27 protein-coding genes are annotated in these 24002 nt (G+C 67.3%); 25 read left to right on the top strand and 2 right to left on the bottom strand.

The features are described 5' to 3' along the window. Positions 1 to 12 precede the first annotated feature (12 nt). From flgF to EDF56_RS13510, 9 genes are all read left to right on the top strand, one after another. The gene (gene flgF / locus EDF56_RS13550; protein ID WP_132388219.1) at positions 13 to 771 is read left to right on the top strand and encodes a flagellar basal body rod protein FlgF; all 759 of its coding nucleotides are present in this window, start codon (positions 13 to 15) and stop codon (positions 769 to 771) included. 13 nt (positions 772 to 784) lie between these two features. Further along, positions 785 to 1573 (top strand): flagellar basal-body rod protein FlgG, encoded by a 789-nt coding sequence (gene flgG, locus EDF56_RS13545; protein WP_132388217.1) that lies wholly within the window; start codon positions 785 to 787, stop codon positions 1571 to 1573. Positions 1574 to 1745: 172 nt separating this feature from the next. Then, positions 1746 to 2453: a flagellar basal body L-ring protein FlgH gene (locus tag EDF56_RS13540; protein WP_132388215.1), complete on the top strand. Its 708-nt coding sequence runs from the start codon at positions 1746 to 1748 to the stop codon at positions 2451 to 2453. A 2-nt stretch (positions 2454 to 2455) separates the two neighbouring features. Then, entirely contained in the window at positions 2456 to 3601 is a 1146-nt protein-coding gene (locus EDF56_RS13535; protein WP_132388213.1) for a flagellar basal body P-ring protein FlgI, read from the top strand. Then, on the top strand, positions 3598 to 3936 hold the full coding sequence (locus tag EDF56_RS13530) for a rod-binding protein (RefSeq protein WP_132388211.1): 339 nt from the start codon (positions 3598 to 3600) through the stop codon (positions 3934 to 3936). Before EDF56_RS13535 ends, EDF56_RS13530 begins: the two co-directional genes overlap by 4 nt. Positions 3937 to 3939: 3 nt before the next feature. Continuing rightward, positions 3940 to 5277 (top strand): flagellar hook-associated protein FlgK, encoded by a 1338-nt coding sequence (flgK, locus tag EDF56_RS13525; RefSeq protein ID WP_132388209.1) that lies wholly within the window; start codon positions 3940 to 3942, stop codon positions 5275 to 5277. A 20-nt stretch (positions 5278 to 5297) separates the two neighbouring features. Continuing rightward, positions 5298 to 6221 (top strand): flagellar biosynthesis protein FlgL, encoded by a 924-nt coding sequence (locus EDF56_RS13520; protein WP_132388207.1) that lies wholly within the window; start codon positions 5298 to 5300, stop codon positions 6219 to 6221. A gap of 73 nt (positions 6222 to 6294) precedes the next feature. Further along, positions 6295 to 7158, top strand: a complete 864-nt coding sequence (motA, locus tag EDF56_RS13515) for a flagellar motor stator protein MotA (protein WP_132388205.1) — start codon at positions 6295 to 6297, stop codon at positions 7156 to 7158. A 1-nt stretch (position 7159) separates the two neighbouring features. Beyond that, on the top strand, positions 7160 to 7993 hold the full coding sequence (locus EDF56_RS13510) for a flagellar motor protein MotB (protein WP_132388203.1): 834 nt from the start codon (positions 7160 to 7162) through the stop codon (positions 7991 to 7993). 7 nt (positions 7994 to 8000) lie between these two features. On the opposite strand, the gene EDF56_RS13505 is transcribed toward EDF56_RS13510, so the two are convergent. Together EDF56_RS13505 and EDF56_RS13500 are read right to left on the bottom strand one after the other, a co-directional pair. Further along, entirely contained in the window at positions 8001 to 9062 is a 1062-nt protein-coding gene (locus EDF56_RS13505) for a class I SAM-dependent methyltransferase (RefSeq protein ID WP_207904695.1), read from the bottom strand. A gap of 173 nt (positions 9063 to 9235) precedes the next feature. Then, a complete protein-coding gene (locus EDF56_RS13500; protein WP_132388199.1) occupies positions 9236 to 10060 on the bottom strand; it encodes a flagellin in 825 nt (274 codons plus the stop codon). Between the two features lie 261 nt (positions 10061 to 10321). Here EDF56_RS13500 and EDF56_RS13495 point away from each other — a divergent pair, with 261 nt between their 5' ends. The 16 genes from EDF56_RS13495 (at position 10322) to EDF56_RS13420 (ending at position 23957) form a co-directional block, all read left to right on the top strand. Continuing rightward, positions 10322 to 11632: a sigma 54-interacting transcriptional regulator gene (locus EDF56_RS13495; RefSeq protein ID WP_243652578.1), complete on the top strand. Its 1311-nt coding sequence runs from the start codon at positions 10322 to 10324 to the stop codon at positions 11630 to 11632. Further along, positions 11632 to 12015: a flagellar hook-basal body complex protein FliE gene (gene fliE / locus EDF56_RS13490; RefSeq protein ID WP_207904694.1), complete on the top strand. Its 384-nt coding sequence runs from the start codon at positions 11632 to 11634 to the stop codon at positions 12013 to 12015. Before EDF56_RS13495 ends, fliE begins: the two co-directional genes overlap by 1 nt. Before the next feature lie 6 nt (positions 12016 to 12021). Continuing rightward, positions 12022 to 13773 (top strand): flagellar basal-body MS-ring/collar protein FliF, encoded by a 1752-nt coding sequence (gene fliF, locus EDF56_RS13485; protein WP_132388197.1) that lies wholly within the window; start codon positions 12022 to 12024, stop codon positions 13771 to 13773. Then, complete coding sequence (fliG, locus tag EDF56_RS13480; protein ID WP_132388195.1) at positions 13773 to 14780, top strand: flagellar motor switch protein FliG; 1008 nt, start codon at positions 13773 to 13775, stop codon at positions 14778 to 14780. The genes fliF and fliG overlap by 1 nt, the downstream gene beginning before the upstream one ends. Next, positions 14773 to 15441: a FliH/SctL family protein gene (locus EDF56_RS13475; RefSeq protein ID WP_132388193.1), complete on the top strand. Its 669-nt coding sequence runs from the start codon at positions 14773 to 14775 to the stop codon at positions 15439 to 15441. Before fliG ends, EDF56_RS13475 begins: the two co-directional genes overlap by 8 nt. Next, the gene (locus tag EDF56_RS13470) at positions 15402 to 16772 is read left to right on the top strand and encodes a FliI/YscN family ATPase (protein ID WP_132388191.1); all 1371 of its coding nucleotides are present in this window, start codon (positions 15402 to 15404) and stop codon (positions 16770 to 16772) included. Before EDF56_RS13475 ends, EDF56_RS13470 begins: the two co-directional genes overlap by 40 nt. A 3-nt stretch (positions 16773 to 16775) precedes the next feature. After that, complete coding sequence (locus EDF56_RS13465; RefSeq protein ID WP_132388189.1) at positions 16776 to 17201, top strand: hypothetical protein; 426 nt, start codon at positions 16776 to 16778, stop codon at positions 17199 to 17201. Positions 17202 to 17235: 34 nt separating this feature from the next. Next, on the top strand, positions 17236 to 18723 hold the full coding sequence (locus EDF56_RS13460) for a hypothetical protein (protein WP_132388187.1): 1488 nt from the start codon (positions 17236 to 17238) through the stop codon (positions 18721 to 18723). A 27-nt stretch (positions 18724 to 18750) separates the two neighbouring features. Further along, entirely contained in the window at positions 18751 to 19362 is a 612-nt protein-coding gene (locus tag EDF56_RS13455; protein ID WP_347812985.1) for a flagellar basal body-associated FliL family protein, read from the top strand. Between the two features lie 8 nt (positions 19363 to 19370). Beyond that, positions 19371 to 20294: a FliM/FliN family flagellar motor C-terminal domain-containing protein gene (locus EDF56_RS13450; protein WP_243652577.1), complete on the top strand. Its 924-nt coding sequence runs from the start codon at positions 19371 to 19373 to the stop codon at positions 20292 to 20294. A 70-nt stretch (positions 20295 to 20364) separates the two neighbouring features. Then, positions 20365 to 20685, top strand: coding sequence for a flagellar motor switch protein FliN (fliN, locus tag EDF56_RS13445; RefSeq protein WP_132388186.1), 321 nt, complete (start codon positions 20365 to 20367; stop codon positions 20683 to 20685). A 6-nt stretch (positions 20686 to 20691) separates the two neighbouring features. Then, entirely contained in the window at positions 20692 to 20973 is a 282-nt protein-coding gene (locus tag EDF56_RS13440) for a flagellar biosynthetic protein FliO (protein ID WP_132388184.1), read from the top strand. Next, a complete protein-coding gene (gene fliP, locus EDF56_RS13435) occupies positions 20970 to 21737 on the top strand; it encodes a flagellar type III secretion system pore protein FliP (protein ID WP_132388182.1) in 768 nt (255 codons plus the stop codon). The genes EDF56_RS13440 and fliP overlap by 4 nt, the downstream gene beginning before the upstream one ends. 4 nt (positions 21738 to 21741) lie before the next feature. After that, on the top strand, positions 21742 to 22032 hold the full coding sequence (locus tag EDF56_RS13430) for a flagellar biosynthetic protein FliQ (RefSeq protein WP_132388180.1): 291 nt from the start codon (positions 21742 to 21744) through the stop codon (positions 22030 to 22032). Beyond that, a complete protein-coding gene (fliR, locus tag EDF56_RS13425) occupies positions 22029 to 22811 on the top strand; it encodes a flagellar biosynthetic protein FliR (RefSeq protein ID WP_132388178.1) in 783 nt (260 codons plus the stop codon). The genes EDF56_RS13430 and fliR overlap by 4 nt, the downstream gene beginning before the upstream one ends. Before the next feature lie 9 nt (positions 22812 to 22820). Next, positions 22821 to 23957, top strand: coding sequence for a flagellar type III secretion system protein FlhB (locus EDF56_RS13420; protein WP_132388176.1), 1137 nt, complete (start codon positions 22821 to 22823; stop codon positions 23955 to 23957). Positions 23958 to 24002 lie beyond the last annotated feature (45 nt).

The following is a 24002-nucleotide window of genomic DNA, read 5'->3' as shown; positions in this document are numbered from 1 at the left end:
GACGGCTGAACCATGGACCGCCTGATCTACACCGCCGTCTCGGGCCTCAACGCCTCGCTCAACCGCGAGCGCGTGATCGCGAGCAACATGGCCAATGCCCAGACCACCGGCTTCAAGTCGGAGATCCTGCAAGCCCAGCCCACGACGCTCGAAGGCCCCCAGCTCGAAGTGCGCGCGCTTTCGAGCACCGGGGTCTCCGGCGCCTCGATGAAACAGGGCGAGATCAACCGCACCGGCAATCCGCTCGATGTCGCCATCGAGGGCGAGGCGCTGCTGGCCGTGCAGGCGAGCGACGGACAGGAAGTCTACACCCGCCGCGGAGACCTTTCGGTCACCGCGACCGGCGTCCTGCAAAACGGCGACGGACTGCCGGTGCTGGGAGACGGCGGCCCGATCACCCTGCCGCCGGACGGGACCGTCACCATCGCCGACGATGGCGGTGTCCTCGTTGCCGATCCCGCCACGCCCGACGAGCCGCCGCAGCGGGTGGACCGCCTGCGGCTGGTCAGCGCCACCGGCAGCACGATCGCCAAGGACCTTGCCGGCACCTTCCGCGTGGTCAGCCCGGACGGCAGGCCCGGCGGGGTGCTGCCGGTCGACGAGAACGCACAGGTGATTCCCGGGGCCCTCGAACAGTCCAACGTCAATGCATCGCAGGTACTCGTCGACATGATCTCGGCGCAGCGCCTGTTCGAAATGCGCACCAAGCTCGTCGAGACCGCAAGGCAGGTCGACGAGGGCGGTGTCAGGCTCATGCGCATCGACAGCTGAGGAAACGAAAACAATGCCCAGTTCCGCACTTCAGGTCGCCCGTACCGGGTTGGAAGCCCAGGACACGCGCATGCGCGTGATCGCCAACAACCTCGCCAACGTCTCGACCACGTCGTTCAAGCGCGACCGCGCCAATTTCGCCACGCTGGCCTATCAGGATGCCCGCGTGGCCGGGGCGCAATCGTCCAACGAGACGGTCTACGCCACCGGGCTCAACCTCGGGACCGGCGTGGCCATCCAGTCCACCTCGCGGATCGATACGCAGGGTTCGTTGCAGACGACGGGCAATGCCTACGACCTCGCGCTCGACGGGGACGGCTATTTCCAGATCAGCCTGCCCGGTGGCCAGCTTGCCTATACCCGCGCGGGCAATTTCACCCGGTCGTCCGAAGGTCAGCTGGTGACCACGCAAGGCTATATCGTCCAGCCGCCGATCACCGTGCCCGAAGGCGCCACCTCGATCACCGTTTCGCAGGACGGCACGGTTTCGGCGCAGCTTGCGGGCCAGTCCGACCCCTCGCAGCTCGGCCAGATCACCATCGCCAGCTTCACCAATCCGGCCGCGCTTCAGGCGGGCGCGGACAACTTCCTGCTCGAAACCGCCGCCAGCGGCCCCGTGCAGATGGGCGTGGCCGGGCAGGAAGGACGCGGGCAGATCCGGCAGGGCATGCTGGAGGCCTCCAACGTCAATGTGGTGGAGGAACTGGTCGACATGATCGAGACCCAGCGCGCCTACGAGATCAATTCGAAGATGATCTCGGCGGTGGACGAGATGTTGCGCAATGCCAATCAGACGTTGTGACGTGATGTTGCGTGCCGTGTTTCGCGGGCGGGGTGCGGGGTCCTTCGACAGGCTCAGGACGAGCGGAGGAGGGGTGGCTGTCGCAGAGCGGCGGACCATTGGGCGGCAATCCGCAGAGGAACAAACCGCAACGCGCCAATTCGCTTGGTGCCAAACCACACAACACCCGCTCATGCTGAGCTTGTCGAAGCATCTCAGCCACCCGCGCCTCCTCAAAGCAGCCACCATCGCCCTCCTGCTGGCCGCCCTCCCCACGAGCCCCGCGCTGGCCGAAAAGAAGCCGCCCAAGCCCTCCGGCTTCGAGCCGACCCTGCCCGCCCCGCTCCCCGAAACCGGCGTGCAGGCCACGGGCGGGATCTTCAGCGCCTCGCTCGGCTATGCGCCGCTGCACAGCGGCACCCGCGCCGCGCGGGTGGGCGATCCGGTGACGATCGTGCTGGTCGAGAGCACCACCGCCGCCAAGTCGGTCAGTTCCAAGAGCCAGAAGGGCGGCGGGGCCTCGATCACGCCGCCGACCAAGGGGCCATTGTCGTTCCTGAACCCCGATGCGCTTAAAGCCAGCTCGTCCTCGACGTTCAATGGACAGGGCGATGCCGCGCAGACCAGTTCGCTGCGCTCGACGCTGTCAGTCACTATCGCCGAGATCCGTCCCAACGGGACCGCGCTCGTCAGAGGAGAGAAGAAGATGCTGGTCAGCCAGGGCGACGAATGGATCCGCTTCTCGGGCATCGTGCGCCTCGCCGACATCGATGAGGACAACCAGATCGCCTCGACGCGCGTGGCCGATGCCAAGATCGAATATACCGGCAAGGGTTCGATCATGCGCTCCGGCCGGCAGGGCTGGCTGGGCCAGTTCTTCAACATGATCTCGCCGTTCTGACGATGGACAACCCGCATCCCCATCCCCCGCGCCGCACCGTGGAGATCATCCTTGGCGTGCTGCTGGCGGCCCTTATAGCGCTGATCGTGTTCCTGGCCCCGGCCTATGCCCATGCCGAGCGCGTACGCGACCTTGGCCAGTTCCAGGGCGTGCGCGAGAACCAGCTGACCGGCTACGGCATCGTCGTCGGCCTGCCCGGCACCGGGGACGACAATCTGGAATATACGACGCAGGCGATGAAAGGCGTCTCCGGCCGCATGGGCCTGACGCTGCCGCCCGGCGTGTCGCCCGGGCTGAAGAACGCGTCGGCCGTCATGGTCACGGCAGACCTGCCTGCCTTCGCCAAGCCCGGCCAGCGGATCGACGTGACTGTCTCCGCCATCGGCAAAGCCAAGTCGCTGCGCGGCGGGGCCCTCATCATGACCCCGCTCTACGGCGCGGACGGCCAGATCTATGCGATGGCGCAAGGCAATCTGGCGGTCGGCGGCCTCGGCATCACGGGCAAGGACGGATCGAACGTCACGGTCAACATCCCCACCGTCGGGCGCATCGCCGAAGGCGCCAGCGTGGAGCGCGCGGTCGCCACCGGGTTCGACAGCAACGCGGTGCTGCGCTGGAACCTGTTCGACGCCGATTTCCTCACCGCCGCGCGGGTGCGCGATGCGATCAACAACCGCCTGCCCGGCACTGCCACAGTCGAGGATGGCGTGACTCTGGCCCTCCATCTTCCCGCCGAGCCCGACACCCGCGCCAGCGTGATGGCGGCGATCGAGATGATCGAGGTGGACCCGGCCGAAACCCCGGCGCGCGTGGTGGTCAACAGCCGCACCGGCACCGTGGTCATCAACTCCGCCGTGCGCCTTGCCCCCGCCGCGATCAGCCACGGCAAGCTCACCGTGCGGGTGGAGGAACACCCGACCGTGGTCCAGCCCGCACCGTTCAGCCAGGGCCGTACCACGGTGGAGCAGCACTCCACGCTCTCGGTCGACGAGGACAAGCGCGCGGTCATGCTGTTCAAGGGCGGCGCCTCGCTGGCCCGCGTGGTCGATGCGCTGAACCTGCTGGGGGTCACGCCGTCCGATCTTGTCGCGATCCTCGAAGCGCTGAAGCAAGCGGGCGCGCTCAAGGCGGAAATGGTGGTGATATGAGCACGATAGACGCCGCCCTGCCCGGCCTGACCATCGCCCCCGGCGCCAGCGATAGGGAGAAGCTGAAGGCCACAGCCAAGCAGTTCGAATCGATGCTGGTGCGCCAGATGCTGGCCGCCGCGCGCAAGGCGGACTTTGGCGGCGATCAGATCTTCGGCGGTCAGGCGATGGATACCTTTCGCCAGATGCAGGACGAGCATTTCGCCGATGTCACCGCGCAAAGCGGCGTGCTGGGGCTGGCCTCCATTCTGGAAGAACAGATGAAACGGTTCCTTCCCGCCGAAACCGCTTCCGAACCGACATCTGCCGCCAGCCCGCAGAAGGGAGCCGCATAAGCCATGGCCGCGAACCTGATCTCCATCGCCAATTCCGGCGCCCGGGCCGCCAAGGCCGCGCTCGACGTGACCGCGCAGAACATCGCCAATGCCTCGTCCGACGGCTATGTGCGGCGCAGCGTCTCGCTGTCGGAACTGGCAGTCAATTCGGTCAGCTCCGCGCCGAACGCGATCAACCTCTCGGGCGTGCGCGTCTCGGGCATCGTCCGCAATGCCGACATGTTCCGCCAGTCCGAAGTGCGCCGCACCGGCGCCGACGCCGCGCGTGCCGATGCTGAAGTGCAGGGGCTGGAAAACGTCGAAAGCGCGGTCGAACAGACCGGCGTCTACGATTCGGTCGTCAGCTTCGAGGCCTCGCTCAAGGAATTGCTGTCCGATCCCACCGACGGATCTCTGCGCGCTTCCGCGCTGGAACAGGGCCGCACGCTGGCGCAGACGATGAACACCGCCGCCTCCAGCCTCGACGCCGCCGGGCAAGGCCTGCGGTTCGAGGCGCAGGACGGCGTCGATCAGGTCAACAGCCTTGCCGGGGAACTCGGCCGGGTGAACCTCAGGCTTGCCCGCGCCTCGGATTCGTCCAGCGACCAGACCAGCCTGCTAGATCAGCGCGATTCGCTGCTGGAGAAGATCAGCGGCTATGTGGACATCACCACCAGCTTCGCGGACGACGGCACCGTCGAAGTCCGTCTGGGCGGCACCTCCGGGCCCGATCTCGTGAACGGCGGCACCAATTCCACACTGGCGATGGCAACGGCGAGCGACGGCACGCTGACGTTCACGCTGGATGGGAATGCGGCCACGATTTCCTCGGGCGCAGTCGCGGGCAAGAACCAGGCGCTGTCTCAGCTTGCCGATGTCCACGCCCAGCTCGACGGGGTGGCGGGCGAAGTGATCTCCGCCATCAACGGCGCGCAGACTGCCGGGGTAGACCTCAACGGCACGGCGGGTCAGGCGATGTTTTCGGGCACCGATGCGGCCAGCATGTCGCTGGCACTGACCAGCGGCAGCCAGATCGCCACCGCCTCCGCCGGAGCGGGCGCCAACAGCCGCGATCCCTCGAACCTGGAAGCGATGCGCAGCGCGCTCGATACGGCGGACCCGGCCGGGGACATGGATTCGCTGCTGTTCGGCATTTCCAGCGCCGTCTCTGGCCGCACTGTCACCCGCGATGCACTCGAATCGATCGCCAGCAGCGCCAAAGTCGCACTGGAAGCGCAGGCCGGTGTCGATCTCGATCAGGAGGCGGTCAATCTCACCAGCTTCCAGCAGGCCTATCAGGCGAACGGCCGGGTCATGCAGGTCGCCTCCGACATCTTCGATTCCATCCTCTCGATCCGCTAGTTCGACCGGAGCACGCCCCCATGACGATCGTTTCGACCAGCACCAGCGCCTTCTTCGACAGGTCCCGGAGCGACATCAAGAACCTGCGCACGCAGGCGGAGAACTATCAGGCGCAGATGTCGAGCGGCGCCAAGTTCGACCGTTCCTCCGACGATCCGGTGGCGGCCTCGCGGCTGCGCGTGCTGTCGCGGCAGGAAGCGCTGTCGGGTGTCGACAAGACCAATGCCGATCGCGCCAATGCCGATCTCTCGCTGGCGGATTCGACGATGTCGGACATGTCCGATGCGCTGATGCAAGTGCAGGATCTCGCCACGCAGGCTTCCAGTTCTACCCTGACCGACGACCAGCGCGCTTCCATCGGAACCGCGCTGGACCAGATCTTCGGCAACCTGCTGGCGCTGGCCAATGCGCGCGATTCCAACGGCCATGCGCTGTTCGGGGGGGCGAGCGCGGGGGATGCCTATTCGCTCGATGCCTCGGGCAATGCCGTCTATGTCGGCTCTGCCAGTTCGGACACCCTGCCGCTGGGCGATGGGCAAAGCGTGACCCGTTCGATGACCGGGCCGGAATTCCTCAGCTTCAAGGACGCGAACGGCAATCAGACCGATCTGCTCGCCGTGGTGAAGGGTCTTTCCGATGCCCTGAAAGGCGGATCCACCGACCCGACCGGCGCCGCCTCCGCCGCGCTGACCGATCTCAAGACCGGGCTGGACACGCTGAGCACCGGCCAGACCGTGGTCGGCACCCGCCTGTCGTGGATCGAGGTGGTGGGCGATCGCCGCACGAATTTATCCGAACTGCGCTCCACCGAGGAATCGGACATTGGCGGCGCCGACCTCCCCACCACCATCGCCAATCTTCAGGAAACCCTGACCGTGCTGGAAGCCGCGCAATCGACTTTCGGCAAACTCGCCTCGCTCAGCCTGTTCAACGAGATCAGCTGATCCGTTCGGGCCCGGCCCGCCGAGGGCCACAGGTTTTCCTTTCGGCGCTTCCATCTGACGGGGGACGTTTACCATGTTCGCAGTGATCGGCGTCGTCATCCTGCTGGTGATGGTGTTCGGCGGTTTCGCGATCACCGGCGGTGCGCTCGGCCCGGTGATGGAGGCGATTCCGCACGAGATTCTCATCATCGGCGGCGCCGCGCTGGGGGCCATCGTCACCGGCAACTCGATGCACGAGATCAAGGCGCTCGGCAAAGCGATCGCCAAAGTGTTCAAGGGCGCGCGGCACAACAAGCAGGATCATATCGACGCGATCATCCTGACCGTGCGCCTGATGAAGATCCTGCGCTCCGAAGGGCCGGTGGCGCTGGAAAGTCACGTCAACGAGCCGAAGGATTCGACGCTCTTCGCGGAATTTCCCCGCCTGCTGGCCAACGAGGCGCTGGTCCACCTGATCTGCGACACGCTGACGCTGATCGTGGTCTCTTCCGGCACGCTCGAAGTCCACGCGGTGGAAGACGTGATGGACAATTCGATGAAGACCCACTTCCACGAACTGCACGAACCGCAGCACGCCTTGCAGGGCCTGGCCGATGCACTGCCCGCGCTCGGCATCGTCGCCGCCGTGCTCGGCGTGGTGAAGACCATGGGATCGATCGACAAGCCGCCCTCGATCCTGGGCGCGATGATCGGCTCGGCGCTGGTCGGCACGTTTCTGGGCGTGCTGCTCGCCTATGGAATCGTGGCGCCGATGGCGGGGCGGCTCAAGCAGATCGTCGAACAGGACGAGCAGATCTTCCACGCGGTGAAGCAGGTCATCATCGCCTCGCTCCATGGCTGGCCGCAGCCGCTGGTGGTCGAAAGCGCGCGTTCGGGGCTGGGCCATGCCTTCCGTCCCGGCCTGTCCGAACTGCTCGACGCGATGCGGGGCCGCTGACATGGCCACGCGGAAACTCAAGGAAGCGCCCCGGCCGATCATCGTCAAGAAAGTGACGGTGGTGGAAGGCGGCCATCACGGCGGCGCCTGGAAAGTCGCCTATGCGGACTTCGTGACCGCCATGATGGCATTCTTCCTGCTGCTGTGGATCGTCGGCGCCACCACCGAGAAACAGCGCAAGGGCATTGCCGACTACTTTTCGCCCACGCTGGTCAAGACGCGGCAGGGCAGCGCCGGTTCGGCCAATGGCCTGCTGGGCGGATCGTCGCTGACCGAGAAGGACAACCTGCCCCATGCCGGTGGCAGCGGCACCAAGACGATTACGATCCCCCGCGATTCGACCGGCGGCAACCGCGAGGGCGGCACGCCCGCCAAACGCGCCTCGCTCGCCAAGCAGGCCCTGACCCGCAAGCTGCAATCAACGGCGGAACTGCGCAAGCTCGCCAAGCAGATCCGTATGGTCGACACCACCGAGGGTATCCGCATCGACATGGTGGACGATGCCGACTTCTCGATGTTCCGCCTTGGTACCACGATCCTGACGCCGCCCGCCGTCGAACTGCTGAAGGCGATTTCCGAGGCCATCGGCACCGATGGCGGTCCGCTGACGATCCGGGGCCATACCGATGCCGTGCCCTATCGTGACGGGGTGCCGGGCAACAACTGGTCGCTCTCCGCCGGGCGCGCGGAAGCGACGCGTCAGCAGCTGATCCATGACGGCACTCCGGATGACCGCTTCAAGCGCATCGAAGGCGTGGCCGACAAGGAATTGCTGATCCCGCAAGACCCGCACGACCCGCGCAATCGCCGGATCTCGATCACCATCGCGAATTAGGCGGCCATCAGGCCGCCTCCAGCACCATGTTGAACGGCCCTTCCGCCGCGCGGCGCACGCTGGTGAAACCGGCCTCGCGCATGATCGCGGAGAGCCTGCCCTCGCCCGCCTGCGCGCCAAGCCCCTCGCCCACTTCCTGATCCAGCGAGGTCGGCACACAGATCATCGTCGAGGCATTGTAATAGAGCCGCCCGACCGGGTTCATGTTCTGCTCCGGCGCGTCGCCCGCGATCGGTTCCACCACCATCCAGTGGCCGCCGGGCGCGAGAATCTCGCGCATATGCGCGGCGCATCCGCGCGGGTCGCCCATGTCGTGCAGGCAATCGTACATGGTCACGAGGTCGAAACCGTTCTCGCCGATCGCCTTGGCCGGCGCGCATTCGAAGCGCACGCGATCCCCGAGTCCGTGCTCGCTTGCGTGTCGGCGGGCCTCATCGATAGAGGGTTCGTGGAAGTCGTAGCCGACGAACTCGCTGGCCGGGTACGCTTCGGCCATGAGCATCGTCGAAAAACCGACACCGCAGCCGACATCCGCGACTTTGGCGCCGCTGCGCAGCCGTGCCTCGATACCGTCGAGCGCGGGGATCCAGTTCTGGACGATGTTGTTGACGTAGCCGGGCCGGAAAAAAGCCCCGGTGGCGCAGAACAGGCAGCCCGCATGGTCGCCCCAGCGCACGCCGCTGCCGTCGCGGAAGCATTGCTCGACCCGGGGCTCGGCCTCGATCATCGCTGCCACCAGTTCGAAGGCGCCGGGCAGATAGACCGGGCTGTCGGGGACCACGAAGACCATCGCCTGTTCGGGCGAGAGGCTGAACCTGTCGCTGGCGGGATCGTAGTCGACATAGCCGTTGGCCGCCTGCGCCAGCGCCCATTCACGCACGTAGCGCGGGTGGAGGCCGCCAGCCCGCGCCGCCAGTTCCCCGGCATCGGCGGGCGCCGCTGCCAGCGCCTGAAACAGGCCCAGTCGCAAGCCGATCCTGACCGTGGGAACGCTCATCGCCCCGCCCAGGTCGCCGAGCATCTTGCCGATGAAGGCATGCAGCTTCGCTTCGTCGATTTGCTGTGACACGTGCTCCTCCTCGCGCATCTTGCGCGTTCGGTTCGCCCCGTGAGCCTGAGATTACCACGTAGGCCGACACGCTGCGAATCGAGAGAAGGCACGCCAAAACGGGCCCGGCGGCTGGGGAAAGCCCGCCGGGCCCGAAAGGGCCGGCCCGAAGGCCGACCGATCGGCAGGACCGCTCAGCGCAGTAGCGAGAGGACGTTCTGCTGGCTCTGGTTGGCCTGCGCGATCATGGCTGTGGAGGCCTGACTGAGGATCTGGGCCTTGGCCATCGCCGTGGTTTCGCTGGAATAATCGGCATCCTCGATCCGCGAACGCGCGTCGGAAAGGTTCGTCACGTTATTGGTCAGGTTGTTCACCGCCGATTGGAGCCGGTTCTGCCCGGCGCCGAGGGAGGCGCGAGTCGAGTTCACGTCGGCCAGCGCAAGGTCGACGTTATCGATGGTGGTCTGCGCCGCGGTCGAGGTCGAAACGTCCAGTGCCGAGGCCGTCAGGTTGGTGCCGTCGATCGCGTTCGAGGTCAGCGTGACCTTCTCCCCCGAGTTCGATCCGGTCTGGATGTCGAACGTCACGTCCGAACCCGAAGTGGTGGAGAACAGCGTGTTGCCGTTGAACTTGGTCTGCGTCAGCGCGTCGCTGATCTGGTTGGTCAGCGCGGTGACTTCGGTCTGCATCGCATCGCGATCGCTGTCCTGATAGGTGCCCGACGACGACTGGACGGCCAGTTCGCGAACGCGCTGGAGCATGTTGGTCACTTCGTCCAGGCTGCCTTCGGCGGTCTGCGCCAGCGAGATGCCGTCGTTGGCGTTGCGGATGCCCTGGCTCATGCCGCGCACTTGCGAGGTCATCGACGTGGCAATGGCCAGACCGGCCGCATCGTCCTTGGCGGAGTTGATTCGCTTGCCGGTCGACAGGCGCTCCATCGCGGTGCCGAGCATCTCGTTCGCCGAATTGGAGGCGTTCGCGGCCCGAATTGCGCTGATATTGGTATTGATAACTGACATGTACTTGCTCCCGTTGGGGATCCCGAGGTCCGAACGGCGGAAAACCGGTGCATCCGGCCCGACCGTCGAGAGCTAGACCGGCAAGAGCCCGGCAAAATTAAGCCGCATCCTTGCCGTCCGCCTGCCGCAAGCCCTCGGAACGGACGCGCGAAACGGTCCAAACTAGGGGCCGCTACGTGGACTTAAATTTTCGAAGGATTCGCCGTTTGGGCCGCATACCCCGGGTTGGAAGAAGATTAATTCCACGGGGAAAATCGAGACATGGTCGAAGGCTATTTCGACGCGCAATTGGAACGCCGGCACGGCCCCCTGGTCGGCCGCGCGATGGCCATCGCCGGATCGCTGCTCGGGCTCGACACGGTCGAACTGCGCGATTCGGCGGACCCGGCGCTGGGCGCAAGTCGTCCGCGAACGGCGCCGCGCGTCGTGCGCCTTGCTCGCGCGAACGTGCCGGCCCTGTCGCGCACGCCCTGCGGCGGAGTGGCAGTGACATATGCCGATCCGGTGAGCGAAGGCTCGCTCGCCATGGTGCTGGCCGCGATGGCCGGGCCAGACGCGCCGATCGCCGCAGACCCGGCCAGCCTTTCGGTCTTCGCACTGGCCCACCGGCTGGCCGCGAGCGACATCCCGGTCCTCATCAACGGCCCCACCGGCACCGGCAAGGAAGTGCTCAGCCGCTTCATCCATGCCCGCTCGGCCCGCCGTAGCGGCCCGTTCATCGCGGTGAATTGCGCCGCCATGCCCGAGACGATGCTGGAAGCGTTGCTGTTCGGCCATCAGAAGGGCGCCTTCACCGGCGCCACGCAGGCCAGCGAAGGCTTCATGCGCGCCGCCGACGGCGGCACCCTGCTACTGGACGAAATCGCCGAATTGCCTCTCACGCTACAGGCCAAGCTGCTGCGCGCCTTGCAGGAGCAAGAAGTGGTGCCGATCGGATCGACCCGGCCGATCAAGGTGGACATCCGGGTGATCGCCTGCGCCAACCGCGACTTGCCCACCGAAGTGGCCGAAGGCCGGTTCCGCGCCGACCTCTATTACCGGCTCAACGTCTTCCCGCTGGCGCTCGATTCGCTGCGCGAGCGGCCTGACGACATTGCCCCGCTGGCCTTCGCCATGGCCCTGCGCCATGCGCCCGATCCGGCGCGCGTGCCGTGCCTGAGCGACAGCGCCTTGGCCATGCTCAAGCTCCACGCCTGGCCGGGGAACGTGCGCGAGTTGGAGAACGTGATCCGCCGCGCGCTGCTGCTGGCCCACGGCAGGCCGACGATCACGCCCGAGCATGTCGTGTTCGACAGCCCGGCGCGGCTGATCGCGCCGATAGTGCCGGGCATAAGCCATGCCGCGCCCGACGCCCATGACGCGGACGGCCCGCGCCGCCTCTCCAGCATCGTGCAGATCTCCGAAGCACGCGCCATCGTCGAAACGCTGGAAGCCTGCGGCGGCAGCCGGGTGCAGGCCGCGCGCGAGCTGGGTATTTCCGAACGCACCTTGCGCTACCGCCTCGCCTCGCTGCGGGAGGCCGGGATCGAAATCGGCCGCCACGCCTCGGGCCACGCGGCCGGAGCACGCTGATGAGTGCGATTTCCAGCATCGTCGGGCCGTCCTCAAGCCCCGGCGGCATCCAGCAGATCATGGCCATGCGCCAGCAGATCATCGACCGCAGCGACCTGCTGAAGCAGATCCACGCGACGCAGGCGGCCACGCCCAGCGACACCGCAAACGTGCAGGCCCCCGCGCAAGGCTTCGCAACCACGCTCAAGACCGCGCTCGACAGCGTCAATTCGGTCCAGAACAATGCCGAGGACGTGACCGACGCCTACCAGAAGGGCGAAGTGACCGACGTCGCCAAAGTGATGCTCGCGCGGCAGGAGGCCGGGGTCGCTTTCGAGGCCACGCTGCAAGTCCGCAACAAGCTGCTGTCCGCCTATCAGGACATCATGCGGATGGGACTCTGATAGACCATGGCCGAACCATTTGCCGCCATGCCGGAAGGGACCGGCGCCAGCCAGCTTCCCGCCCCGCGCTCGCTTTTCGCGCCATTCGCCGATCCGCAGGGTGGACCCGTGCTCACCCGCATCGGATCGTTCACCGCCCAACCGGCGGTCCGCCGCTTCCTGCCGGTCTTCGTCGGCCTTGCCGCGATTGGCGGCGCGCTGTTGGCGTGGGATGCCCTAGGGCCATCGCCGCAGCGCGTGCTCTATGCCCAGCTCGACGATGCGGACCGCGCCGGGGTGGCCGCCGCGCTCGAACAGGCGGGCATTTCCTACCACATCGACAATTCCTCTGGCGCGCTGACGGTTGGCGAGGGGGACTATTATCGCGCCCGCATGCTGGTCGCCGCCGATGGCGCGCTGGCGACGCCCGAAACCGGCGACCAGATGCTGGACAAGCTGCCGATGGGCGCCAGCCGCACGCTGGAAGGTGAACGCCTGCGCGCCGCGCGTGAGCATGATCTCCAGCTCACCATCGCCGAGATCGACGGCGTCGACGGCGCCCGCGTCCACATTGCCGAGGGGGAGAAGTCCGTCTTCGTGCGCGACAATGTGCCGCCCTCGGCCTCGGTGATGATCCGCCTCAAGCCCGGCCGCCAGCTTTCCGAAAGTCAGGTGGGGGCCATCGTCAATCTCGTTGCCGCCTCGGTGCCCGGCCTCTCGCCCGATGCCGTGCGCGTGGTCGACCAGCACGGCCGCCTGCTCTCGCAGCAGGGCGGCGCGGATACCGACCGGCTCGACCTGCAATCGCGCATGGAGGCCAAGCTGCGCGAGCAGGTGGGCCAATTGCTGAGCCCGATGCTGGGCGAGAGCAATTTCACCAGTCAGGCCCAGGTCGAACTCGATATGGCCGACGTGACGCAGGCGCGCGAGAGCTACGACAAGGACGGCGTCATCCGCAGCGAGACGCAGGAACAATCGCAATCGACCGGCGCAGGTCCCGCCACCGGCATCCCCGGCGCGCTGTCCAATTCGCCGCCGCCGCCGACGCAGGCACGCCCCGGCGCGCCGCAGGGGACGCCCTCTCCCGCCGCCTCGGGCACGCCGCCGACCAATGGTGAAACGTCGTCCAGCCGGAACTACGAACTGGGCCGTCAGGTCTCGGTATCGAACTCGCGCCCGGGCGGGATCAAGCGGCTATCCGTGGCGGTCGCGGTCAGCGCCGCCGCGCTCAAGGGCGCGAAAGCGCAGGGCATTCAGGACATCCAGTCTCTGGTGAGTGCTGCCGTCGGTGCCGACCCGCAGCGCGGCGATCAGGTCAAGGTCGTGATCCGCGACTTCGAGCCCGCCGGCGTCGACACCCTGCCGTTCTACGAAGCGCCGTGGTTCGCCATGGTGGTCCGCAACGGCGCGGCGGTGCTGGCCGTGTTGCTGGTGCTGCTGATCGGCGTCAGGCCACTGGTCCAGGCACTACGCGGCGAGCGGACACCACCCGCCAAGCGCGGCAAGTCCAAGGCCGTGGCGCAGATCATGGGCCCGGGCGAGGACGACGAGACGGCCGATGGCGGGCACTTCCTCGGCGGCCCGGCCTCCCGGCTGACCGGCGCACGGGCCGATGCGGAAACCATCGACATGGATATCGACGTCAGCCGGTCGGACTTGCTCTCGCGGCAGGTCGATCTTGCCCAGCGGCTCGTCGCCGAAAAGCCTGACAGCGCCGTGGCCGCCCTGCGCCAGATGATCAACGACCCCGTCGACGAAGGCCAGACGAAGGCAGCCTGATGAGCGAAACCGCACCCCTGCAACCTGCCGACAATGCGGCGGTGATGATGATGCTCCTCAACGAGGACCAGACCTCGCGCATCCTTGCCGAATTCGAGCCGGACGAGCTGCGCAAGCTGGGCGAGAAGATGTGCGCGCTGGGCGAGATCGGGCCCGAACTGATCGCCGAGGCCATCGCCGGCTTTGTCGAGAAGACCGAGACGCTGGGCATCGCCGCCCATGACCGGGTCGGTCAGGTCCGCACGATGATCACCCGGGCCATCGGCGAAGTGAAGGCCGAGAACCTGATGAGCCGCATTCAGCCCGAGGCTCCGCGCCATTCCAGCATCGAACTGGCACGCTGGCTCACCGCTGCCTCGCTGGTGCCACTGGTGCGCGACGAGCATCCCCAGGCCATTGCCGTGCTGCTGGTCCAGCTCGATCCGGAGATCGCCGCGGCCGTGCTCCATGCGCTGCCGGAAGCCGTTCAGCCGGAGATCGTCCATCGCATCGCCACGCTGGGGCCGGTGACGGTGCAGGCGATCCAGATGCTGGAAGACCTTCTCGCGCGCCGCATCGCCGATTTCCACGGCCAGCGCCCGTTCGAAGTGGGCGGCATCCGCGAGGCTGCGGGCATCGTCAACGGCGTCAGCAAAGTCGTCGAAAAACGCGTCATGGGCGACCTCACTCGCCGCGACAAAGTGCTGGCGCGCCAGATCGAGGACGAGATGTTCAAGTTCGAGCACCTCTTCGTGCTCGATCCCAAGGCCATGGGCACGCTGCTGCGCGATGTCCCCAGCGATGCGCTGATCGATGCACTGAAGGGGATTACCGAGGACGAGCGCGAGGTGTTCTTCCGCGCCATGTCCACACGCGCGGCGGACGGCGTGAAGGACGAGATCGCCGCGCGCGGACGCACCAAGCTTGCCGACGTGGTCGCGGCGCAGAAGGAAGTCGTGACCATCGCCCGCAGGCTGGCGGCCGAGGGGGCCATCATCTTCGGTTCGGGCGACGACGAATATGTCTGATCTGGGCTTCTCGCTGGGCCGCTTCAGCCGGGAAAAGCCGGAACAAGACGAGCGGTCTCAACCCTCCTCGTGGCTGTTCGAAGCGCTTTCGCAGCCTGCGAAGTTCCGCCCGGATGTCCGTTTTGGCGGCCCTGCTCTCGAAGCGGATCCGCAAGACAATCCCCCGCCGCCGGTTCCCGAACCCGAAGCGCCCGATCCGCTTACCGAGGCTTTCGCACGCGGTTACGCCAAAGGCAGCCGACAGGCTTCCGAGGATGCCGCGCAGCGAGCCGCCGCCGATGCCGCCGCGCGCGAGCGGCTCTCGCTCTCGTTCGCGCGGATCGACGATCGGCTGGAAGAGGAACTGCGCCTGCGCCTGCGCGACACCGTGGCCGCGCTGTGCGAGGCTGCCATTGCCCCGCTCGCGCTGGATCCCGCCGCGCTCGGCCGCCGCATCGAAGTGGCCGTCTCGATGCTGTCGCGGGCCGACGACGACCGGGTGGTCCACCTCAACCCCCGCGATTTCGAACTCGTCTCCCCACGCCTGCACAGCGAATGGAAAATCCGGCCCGACCGCACGCTCGAACGCGGCACGGTGCGGATCGAGACCGGCTCCGGCGGGGTCGAGGACGGCCCGGCAACATGGCGCCGCGCGATTGCCGAGGCCTTGCAGCAGTGCTGAAGCTCTACGAATCGATCCTGGGAGACCTTGTCACCGGACCGATCGACCTTGCCCCGCGCCGCTACGGTCTGGTCGCCGCCTGCGATGGCGGGCTGCTCGAAGTGAGCGGGCTGTCGGTTCCGGTCGGTGCGATCTGCCGGATCTCGCATGGGCCGCAGACTTCGCTCGCCGCCGAAGTGATCGGATTCCGCAACGGCCGGACAATGATGATGTTGCTGGGCGACACCATCCTGCTGCGCCCCGGCGCGCGGGTCTGGGCCGAAGGGCGGCCCGGCCTGCTGCCGGTGGGCGAACCTTTCCTCGGCCGCGCGGTGGATGGCGAGGCACTGCACATCGATGGCGGTTTTCCGATCCACAGCCGCAAGGAATGGCCCTCCGGAGGGGTGCGCGCCTCGGCGCTCGACCGCAGCCCGGTCCGCCAGCCGTTCGATACCGGCGTGCGCGCGCTCAATGCGCTGACCACGTTCGGGGTGGGCCAGAGGATCGGGGTGATGGCCGGGTCCGGCGTCGGCAAGTCGGTGCTGATCGACATGATCGCGCGCGGCGCCGCCGAGACACAGGGCGCGGACGTGGTCGTCGTCGGCCTGATCGGCGAGCGCGCCCGCGAAGTTTCCGACTTCGTGGAGCGTCACATGCGGGCCGGGATGAAGGACCGCACCATCGTCGTCGCCGTCCCGGCCGATCATGCCCCCAACTTGCGACTGCGCGGGGCGATGCTGGCGACATCGATGGCCGAGCACTTCCGCGCGAAAGGCAAGCGCGTACTGCTCATCATGGACAGCCTCACCCGCGTCGCCCACGCCGCGCGCGAAATCGGGCTGCTGCTGGGCGAGCCCGGCGCCGCGCGGGGCTATCCGCCCTCCGCGCTGGCGACGATCACCAAGCTGGTCGAGCGCGCGGGCAATTCGGCGGCCACCGGCGGATCGATCACCGGGCTCTACACGGTGCTGGCCGACGGCGACAATCAGGACGACCCGGTGGTGGACACCGCGCGCTCGATCCTGGACGGGCATATCGTGCTCTCGCGCGATCTGGCGCAGCGCGGGCAGTATCCGGCGGTGGACATCGCCGCCTCGCTCAGCCGGGTGATGAACGATATCGTCGCGCCCGAACACCAGCAGTTCGCGCGCCAGTTCCGGGCACTTTCGGCCAGTTACGAAGCGAACCGCGACCTCGTGCTGATGGGCGCCTATCGCGCCGGAGCCGACCCGCAGCTCGACCGTGCGATTGCCATGCATCAGGCGCTGACCACGTTCCTGAGCCAGCCCGCGCGGGAGGTGGTCGACATGGCCGCCAGCACCGCGCAGCTGGCGCAATTGCTGGCGGACTGAGCCATGAATGCCGACCGCCAGCGTCTCGTCCGGCTGCGGCGCCTCGAAAAGATCCGCGCCATCGCCAAGCAGAACGCCGTGCTGGAAGCGGCCCAAGCGGAAAGTACGCTTTCGCAGCTGAAATCGCTCTCCGACCGGACGCGCCAACTGGCGGCGGACTATGCCAGCCGCCGCGAGATGACCGATGGCGCGGCGCTCCATCAGGTCGGCAATTTCATCAGCGGGTTGCAGGCGATCAGCCGCAGCACAGAGGGCGATGCCCAGCGTGCGCAATCGATTGCTGATGCCAAGCAGATCCTGCTCGCCGCCGCCGAACGCCGCCGCGCCGCCATTGAGGAACGCGCGACCTTGCAGGAACGGATGATCGCCAAGGCCAGCCAGACCCCCGCGCTCTCGGGCCGCCGGACATCTGGCACGGGACTTGAATAGCGATCACCATGATCGATCCGGGAACTTCGCAGACATGACCCCGCTCTCCGCTTCGACGCCCAAGGGCGCCCCGGCGACGACGGCCGGTTCTCCTACCGGTTCAACGCCCAGCGGCACCGAAAACGCCGGATTCGCGGCCATTCTGGATGGCGCTGCAGGCAGGGTGCCGATTGCCGTGAAAGCCATTTCGGCCGAGGTGGATGCGGCAGTGGTCCCCACCCCCGGCAAGACGACCGGCAAAGCCCTGCCGGACATTGCCGCAGCGGCACTGGCACAAAGCGCCGAAGCAGCTCCGGCCAAAGCGGACAACCGCGATACGCCATCGGACCCGACTGTCGATGCGGACGATGCGAAAGACATCGACCCGGCAGAGGCACTGCTGGCCATACTGGCCGTATTGTCTCCGATCCCGGCCAAACCGGCACCCCAGCCGGCAGCCGCGCAGTCGCCTGCCGCGTTCGTCGCCGCCAAGCCCGTTGGGGTCGGTCCGTCAGCACCGGCGACGACGGTCGCTCTGATGGCGGATGTTGGCGCACCCAAGGCAGCCTTGCCCGACACTGCCGGCGCCGCCGTTCTGACGACACCGCAAGCCGCTGCGTCCACGGCTTTCGCGCAAGTGCAACTCGCACCAATCGAAACCACATCCGCAGACAATCCAAAGAACGGGGCCGCCCCGCCTCACCCCGTCCTCGCCGCACTCTCTGCGCAAGCTCCGACGCCTCCGACCCCGACGTCGCCCACGGAGCCGACCCAGCCTGCAACCGCGTCGCCGTCCACCGCTCCCGTGGATGCCGGGGGAGCTACGGTCCAGCCGACAGTTGCCGACCGGCCCGCGCAGATGCCGGCTGCCTCCACCGCAGTCGCGCAGACCGACGAGCGTGCCACCCTGCCTGCCGACCGACAGCCAGCACCTCCCTCCCTCCACGACGCATCGGCTGGCGAAATCGGCCAGCCGCTGGCGCCATCGCAGGTGCCCCTCGCCCACGCGAGCGCACCCGTTCCGGCGGCAACCGGCGCGATTTCTCGTGACACAGCGCCTGCACCGCAGGACTTCGCCACGCTGGTGAGCCGTATTGCCGAAGCGCGCGAGGCGGCGGGGTCGCAAGTGGTGCGCACGGCGGTCAGCCACACCGAGTTCGGCTCGGTCTCGCTGCAATTCCGTCCGGAGAGCAGCGGCCTCACCGTGACCATGGCCAGCGCCGACCCGGCGTTCGGAGCCGCCGTCCACGCAGGCGTCGCCGCATCGCTGGCGGGCGGCGCCGGCGGTGATCGAGGTGATCAGGGCGGCGATGCGCGGCAAGCGTGGCAGCAGTCCGGCAACGGCACGCAGACGCAGACCGGCTCAGGCACCTTCCAGCAGGACCAACGGCAGGCTTCCGCCCAGACCGGCAACACCTCCACGGGCAGGCAAGACGGCGAACGTCGCCATGCCCCGCCCGCACCCAGCGGCACCGAATTGACGGGACGCGACGACCGTCCGGCCCGCGCGCCGCGCACCGACCGTGGCGGCATCTACGCCTGATCCGGCAGCATTCAGGGGACACCGACAGTGAGCGACAAGGGAGCATCCAAGGACGGCGCCGTTGAAGGCGGGACCGAGAAGAAGGCCAAGGGCAAGCTCGGCCTGATCCTTATCGGCGTGGGCATGCTCGCCCTGGGCGGCGGCGGTGCCGCTTTCGCCCTCGTCGCCTCCGGCATGGTCGGCAGCCATGCCGAAAAGAAGGAGGACAACCTGCCCAGGCTGGTGCGCAAGGGAGAAGCCGATCCTTACATGCCCAAGCAGGACGACAGCGCCGCGAAGGACAGCGGCGCCGAGGAAGTCGATGGCGACGGCGGCGATCAGTACCGCACCGCCTACTACACCTTTTCCGACGATTTCACCTCGAACCTCAAGGGATCGGACTCGCTGATCCAGCTCAGCCTTGCTTGCTCCACACGCTACGACGGGCGCGTGCTGCAGTGGCTCAAGAAGCATGAGCTGGCGATCCGTTCGGGGCTGCTCGCGATCCTGGCCGATACGCCCGAGAACGACGTCTACACGCTCGACGGCAAGGCCCGCCTCCAGAAGCGGATGACCGACGCGATCAACCGCGTGCTGATCCAGAAGGAAGGCTTCGGCGGCGTCGAGAACGTCTACTTCCGCAACTTCATCATCCAGTGAGCGCGGCCATGGCATCCTCTCCCACGGCGGACGCTGCCGGGCAACGCATGAAGGCCCGGCACTCGGCCGATCTTCTGGGCAAAGTGCCCGGCCTTGCCGAACTGGTTCCGACGCTTTCGCTGATCGGCGAGCGGCTGGCCCGTGCCCTTGCCGGTGCTCTTGCGCACTTGTCCGGTGGCGAGCCGCCGCTGGTGCGCGTGGGCATGCCGATGGACGGCACGCTCACCTCACTGCAAGCCGATCTGGAGGGCCCTGCCATGCACACGCTGCTGGTGCTCGGTCCCACCGGCCTTCCGCTGCTGGCGACGTTCGAGGCGCATTCGATGTTGCGGATCGTCGATCGCGCCTTCGGCGGACGCGGCGAAGCGCCTGAGACGATCCCGGAGACTCTGCCGCTCTCGGCACTGCTGCTGATCGAACGCATCGAAGCCAGCCTTTCCGAGGCGCTGGGGGCGGCCCTAAACGGCGGTGGTGGCGGTGACGGCAATAGCGAGGAGCACCGCATCCGCGCGCTGCGCCGGGATAACAGCCTGCGCCAGCTCGATCCCTTCCCGATGACCGCGGACCTGCTCACGCTGGCGCTGGAGATTGCGGAACCGGGGGTTGCGCCGTGGTCGCTCCAACTGGCCTTTCCCGTCACCACCCTTGCCGCCGCGACCACCCCACCGCGCCGACCCGTCGTGCGCCGCCACCGGCAGGCCCGGCCCGATCCCACCACCGAGCCATTCGCATCGGTCCCTATCGAGGTGACGGCCGTGCTCGTGAACATGCCCATCGCGATGTCGCGCCTCTCCACCTTGCGCCCGGGCGACGTTCTGCCCGTCGCCATCGCCCGCAGCATCCCGTTGCAGGTCGATGGCCGGACGATTGCCTCCGGGGCGGTGGGCGAACTCGACGACCGGGTCGCGGTCCAGATCGCGCACGCTTTTTGAAGTCACGCGTTTCCATCGGTTTTCTGACGAGGGTTTCGACCATGCCTCCTGCATCCGGAATACGGCTCCCATGAGCATCCATCCCCGCAGCCTTGAATTCCTGCGCGATGTCGACGTGCGCCTGTCGGTCGAACTGGGGCGCACCCAGATGAAGCTGCGCGACGTGCTTTCGCTGGGGCCGGAGAGCCTTGTCGTGCTCGACCGCATGACCGACGAATTGCTCGACGTGCTGGTCAACGGCAAGCCCATCGCCCGGGGTGAGGTCGTGTCGCACAATGGCCGCTTCGGGCTCAGGATCGTCGAGATGACCGGCGATGACCACGCATCGGCGCCGGGTTCCGCCACGCTGCCTGAGGCCGGGGCAAGCGCAGAACCCGGCGTGCAGGGGTGAGCGGCGATGGGCTGGTATCTGCTCAAGCTGGTCCTGCTGCTGCCGCTGATCGCGGCCCTGATCTGGGGATGCCTGTGGCTTGCGCGGAGGATGCAGGAGCGCGTCGGCGGGCCCGCTGCCGGGCGTTCGGTGCGGATTGTCGAAACGCTGATGCTGTCGCCCACGATGAAGCTGGCGGTGATCGAGTTTCATGGGCGGGAGATCCTCGTCTCCGCCTCGCGGCAGGGGCTGACGCGGCTTGCGGAGGCTCCTGCGCGGGATCGGGCCATCGAGGAAGCGGCGCCATGAAGCGCGCCCTCTCCCTGACGGCGGCCTTTAGCGCAGCCCTGCTGCCGCTGGTGGTCCATGCCCAGTCCGCCATCCCCGGCGCGCTGGACCGGGCTTTTGGTTCCATAGGCGGCACGGGCTCGGGGCCGGGAGGGCCGGGCATGAGCATGTCGCTCCAGCTCCTGCTCATCATGGGGCTGCTGACGATCCTGCCCAGTCTGGTGCTGATGATGACCAGCTTCACGCGGATTCTGGTGGTTCTCGCGATCCTGCGGCAAGCCATCGGACTTCAGCAATCGCCGCCCAATCAGGTGCTGATCGGCCTTGCGCTGTTCCTTTCGCTTTTCGTCATGTCGCCCACGCTGGAGCGCGTGAACGCCAGCGCCATCGCCCCTTACGCGGCGGACAAGATCAATGCCCAGCAGGCGATCGAGGCAGGCGGGCGCGAATTCCACGCCTTCATGATCCGCCAGACCCGCGAGCGCGACCTCACCATGTTCGCGGACATGGCAAAAGCCCCGCGCTTCGCCAATACGGCCGACGTACCATTCTCCATACTGCTGCCCGCCTTCGTCACCAGCGAGCTGAAAACCGCGTTCCAGATCGGCTTCATGCTGTTCCTGCCGTTCCTGGTGATCGACCTCGTCGTCTCCTCGGTCCTGATGAGCCTTGGCATGATGATGATGAGCCCGATGGTCGTCTCTCTCCCCTTCAAGCTGCTTCTGTTCGTGATGGTGGATGGCTGGGCGCTGCTGATGGGCTCGCTCGCCGCGAGTTTCGGATAGGGCCATGGAAGACATCGGCGCCCTGCTCGAACTGGCGGACAAGATGCTGTGGGTGACCGCGCTGGTCGCCGCGCCGGTGCTGATCGCCTCGCTCGCGGTCGGGCTGGTGGTGGGCGTGATTCAGGCGGCGACTTCGGTGAACGAACAGACGCTGACGTTCGTGCCCAAGCTGGCAGTGACCGCGCTGGTGCTGGTGGTGCTCGGCAGTTCGATGATGACGCTGATCGGCGATTTCACGCAGGAGGTCTTCGCCGAGATCGCCCGGACCGGACAGGCCGAGCAGGTGGCGCCATGATCGGGCTCGATTTCGGTTTCGGCCCGGTCGAACACGAATTCTGGCGGCTGCTCTTCGTGATGACGCGGATCGGCGCCGCGCTGCTGGCCGCGCCGATGTTCGGAATTGCCGGAGTGCCGCCGCAAGCCCGGGTGATCGTGGCCGGCGCCATCGCGGTGATGGTCTGCGCGTGGACCCAGGTGCAGGCCCCGCCCGCGCTGTTCTCGCTGATGGGGATGCTCGCGGTCAGCGGAGAAGTCTGCATCGGTCTTGCGCTCGGCTTCGCGCTGCAACTGGCCTTTGCCGCGCCGATCCTGGCCGCCGAAGTGGTGGGCGGATCGATGGGCATGAACATGGCGGTCTCGGTCGATCCCAATTCGGGCGCGCAATCGCCCGCGCTCGGCCAGTATTTTACCGTGGTGCTGACGCTGATGTTCCTGGCGCTGGGCGCGCACCTGCAATGGTTTGCGCTGCTGGTGGAAAGCTACCGGACGTTCCCGCCGGGCCAGACATGGCTAGGCCCGCAGCGGTTCGCGCTGGTCGCCTCCTTCGCCTCGCGCACATTCGCCACCGGCGCGGCGATAGCTCTGCCCGGCTGTCTGGTCCTGCTGGTGGTGCAAGTGGCGACGGGCGTTCTCAGCCGCTCGGCCCCCGCGCTCAATCTTTTCGCGCTGGGCCTGCCGGCGGGCGTGCTGGGCGGGATCGCCGCCCTGCTGGCCAGCGCGCCGGTCCTGACCGATCTCGTCACCCGTCTCTCTGCCGACGCCATCGAGCAGGCCGCCGCCGTGATGCACCCCTGAGGCCATGGCATGAGCGAGCAGGAAGGCGAAAAGAGCTTCGCCCCCACCGCCAAACGCCGGAAAGACGCTGCCGAGAAGGGCGATGTCATCCGCTCGCGCGAGATGGCGACGGCGGCGGGCGTGGCAATGGGCGGCGCATGGCTGGCACTCGCCGGGCCATGGGTGCTGGACCGGCTGCTGCGCGCGCTGGCCACCGGGTTCACCTGGCGCCGCGCCGATATCGACGACTTCACGCCGGGCCAGCGCCTGCTGCAAGTTCTGGTCGAGCTGCTGCCGCCGATCCTGGTGCTCGGGATCGGCGTGATCCTCGTCTCCCTCGTTTCGCAGCTCGGCTTTGGCGAGGGGCGCTGGCTGGGCAGCAATGTCCTGCCCAAGGGGTCGCGGATCGATCCGCTCTCCGGCCTCAAGCGGATGTTCGGGCCGACCGGGTGGATCGAGATGGGCAAGGGCGTCGCCAAAGTCGTCCTGCTGCTGACGATCGCCTGGGTCTGGGCCCGGGGAGGGATCGCCATGCTCGTGCAAATGGGCGGCGGAGACCTTCTGGGGCAAGTCACCGCCGCATGGAGCGGCATCACCCACTTGCTGTTCTGGCTGGCGGGCGGGCTGTTCCTGATCGCGATGTTCGACCTGCCGGTGCAGATGGTACGCCGCCTGATGCGCCTGAAGATGACGCTTCAGGAAGTGCGGGACGAAAACAAGGATGCCGAAGGCGCGCCCGAGAAGAAGGCCGCGATCAAGGAGCGCCAGCGCAAGATCGCGATGGGCGGCCTGATCCCGGCGATGAAGGAAGCGCAGTTCGTCATCACCAATCCCACGCATTTCTCGGTCGCACTGGCCTACGATCCCGCCAAGGCGCCCGCCCCGGTGGTTCTGGCCAAGGGACGCGGCGACAAGGCCATGGCGATGCGCGAACTGGCCGCCGAATATGCGGTGCCGATGCTCGCCTATCCCACGCTCGCCCGCTCGGTGTTCTACACCACGCGCGAGAAGCAGATGATCCGGGAAGAGCACTATGTCGCCGTCGCCGCGATCCTGGCGTTCGTGCTCTCGCTCAAACGCGGGGAGCGCCGCGCGGCACCCGAAGTGGCGGTGCCCGTCACGCTCCGCTTCGATGCCGACGGGCGGTTGGAGGGACCGGGGACATAAGGGAGTCCAGCCGCGCCGTCCGGGCATCACCTCCCGCCCCCTTTC

The sequence above is a fragment of the Novosphingobium sp. PhB165 genome (assembly GCF_004341845.1).
GTDB lineage: Bacteria > Pseudomonadota > Alphaproteobacteria > Sphingomonadales > Sphingomonadaceae > Novosphingobium.
The sequence above is the reverse complement of the archived record's forward strand: the minus strand, read 5'-3'. Positions and strand labels throughout refer to the sequence as shown.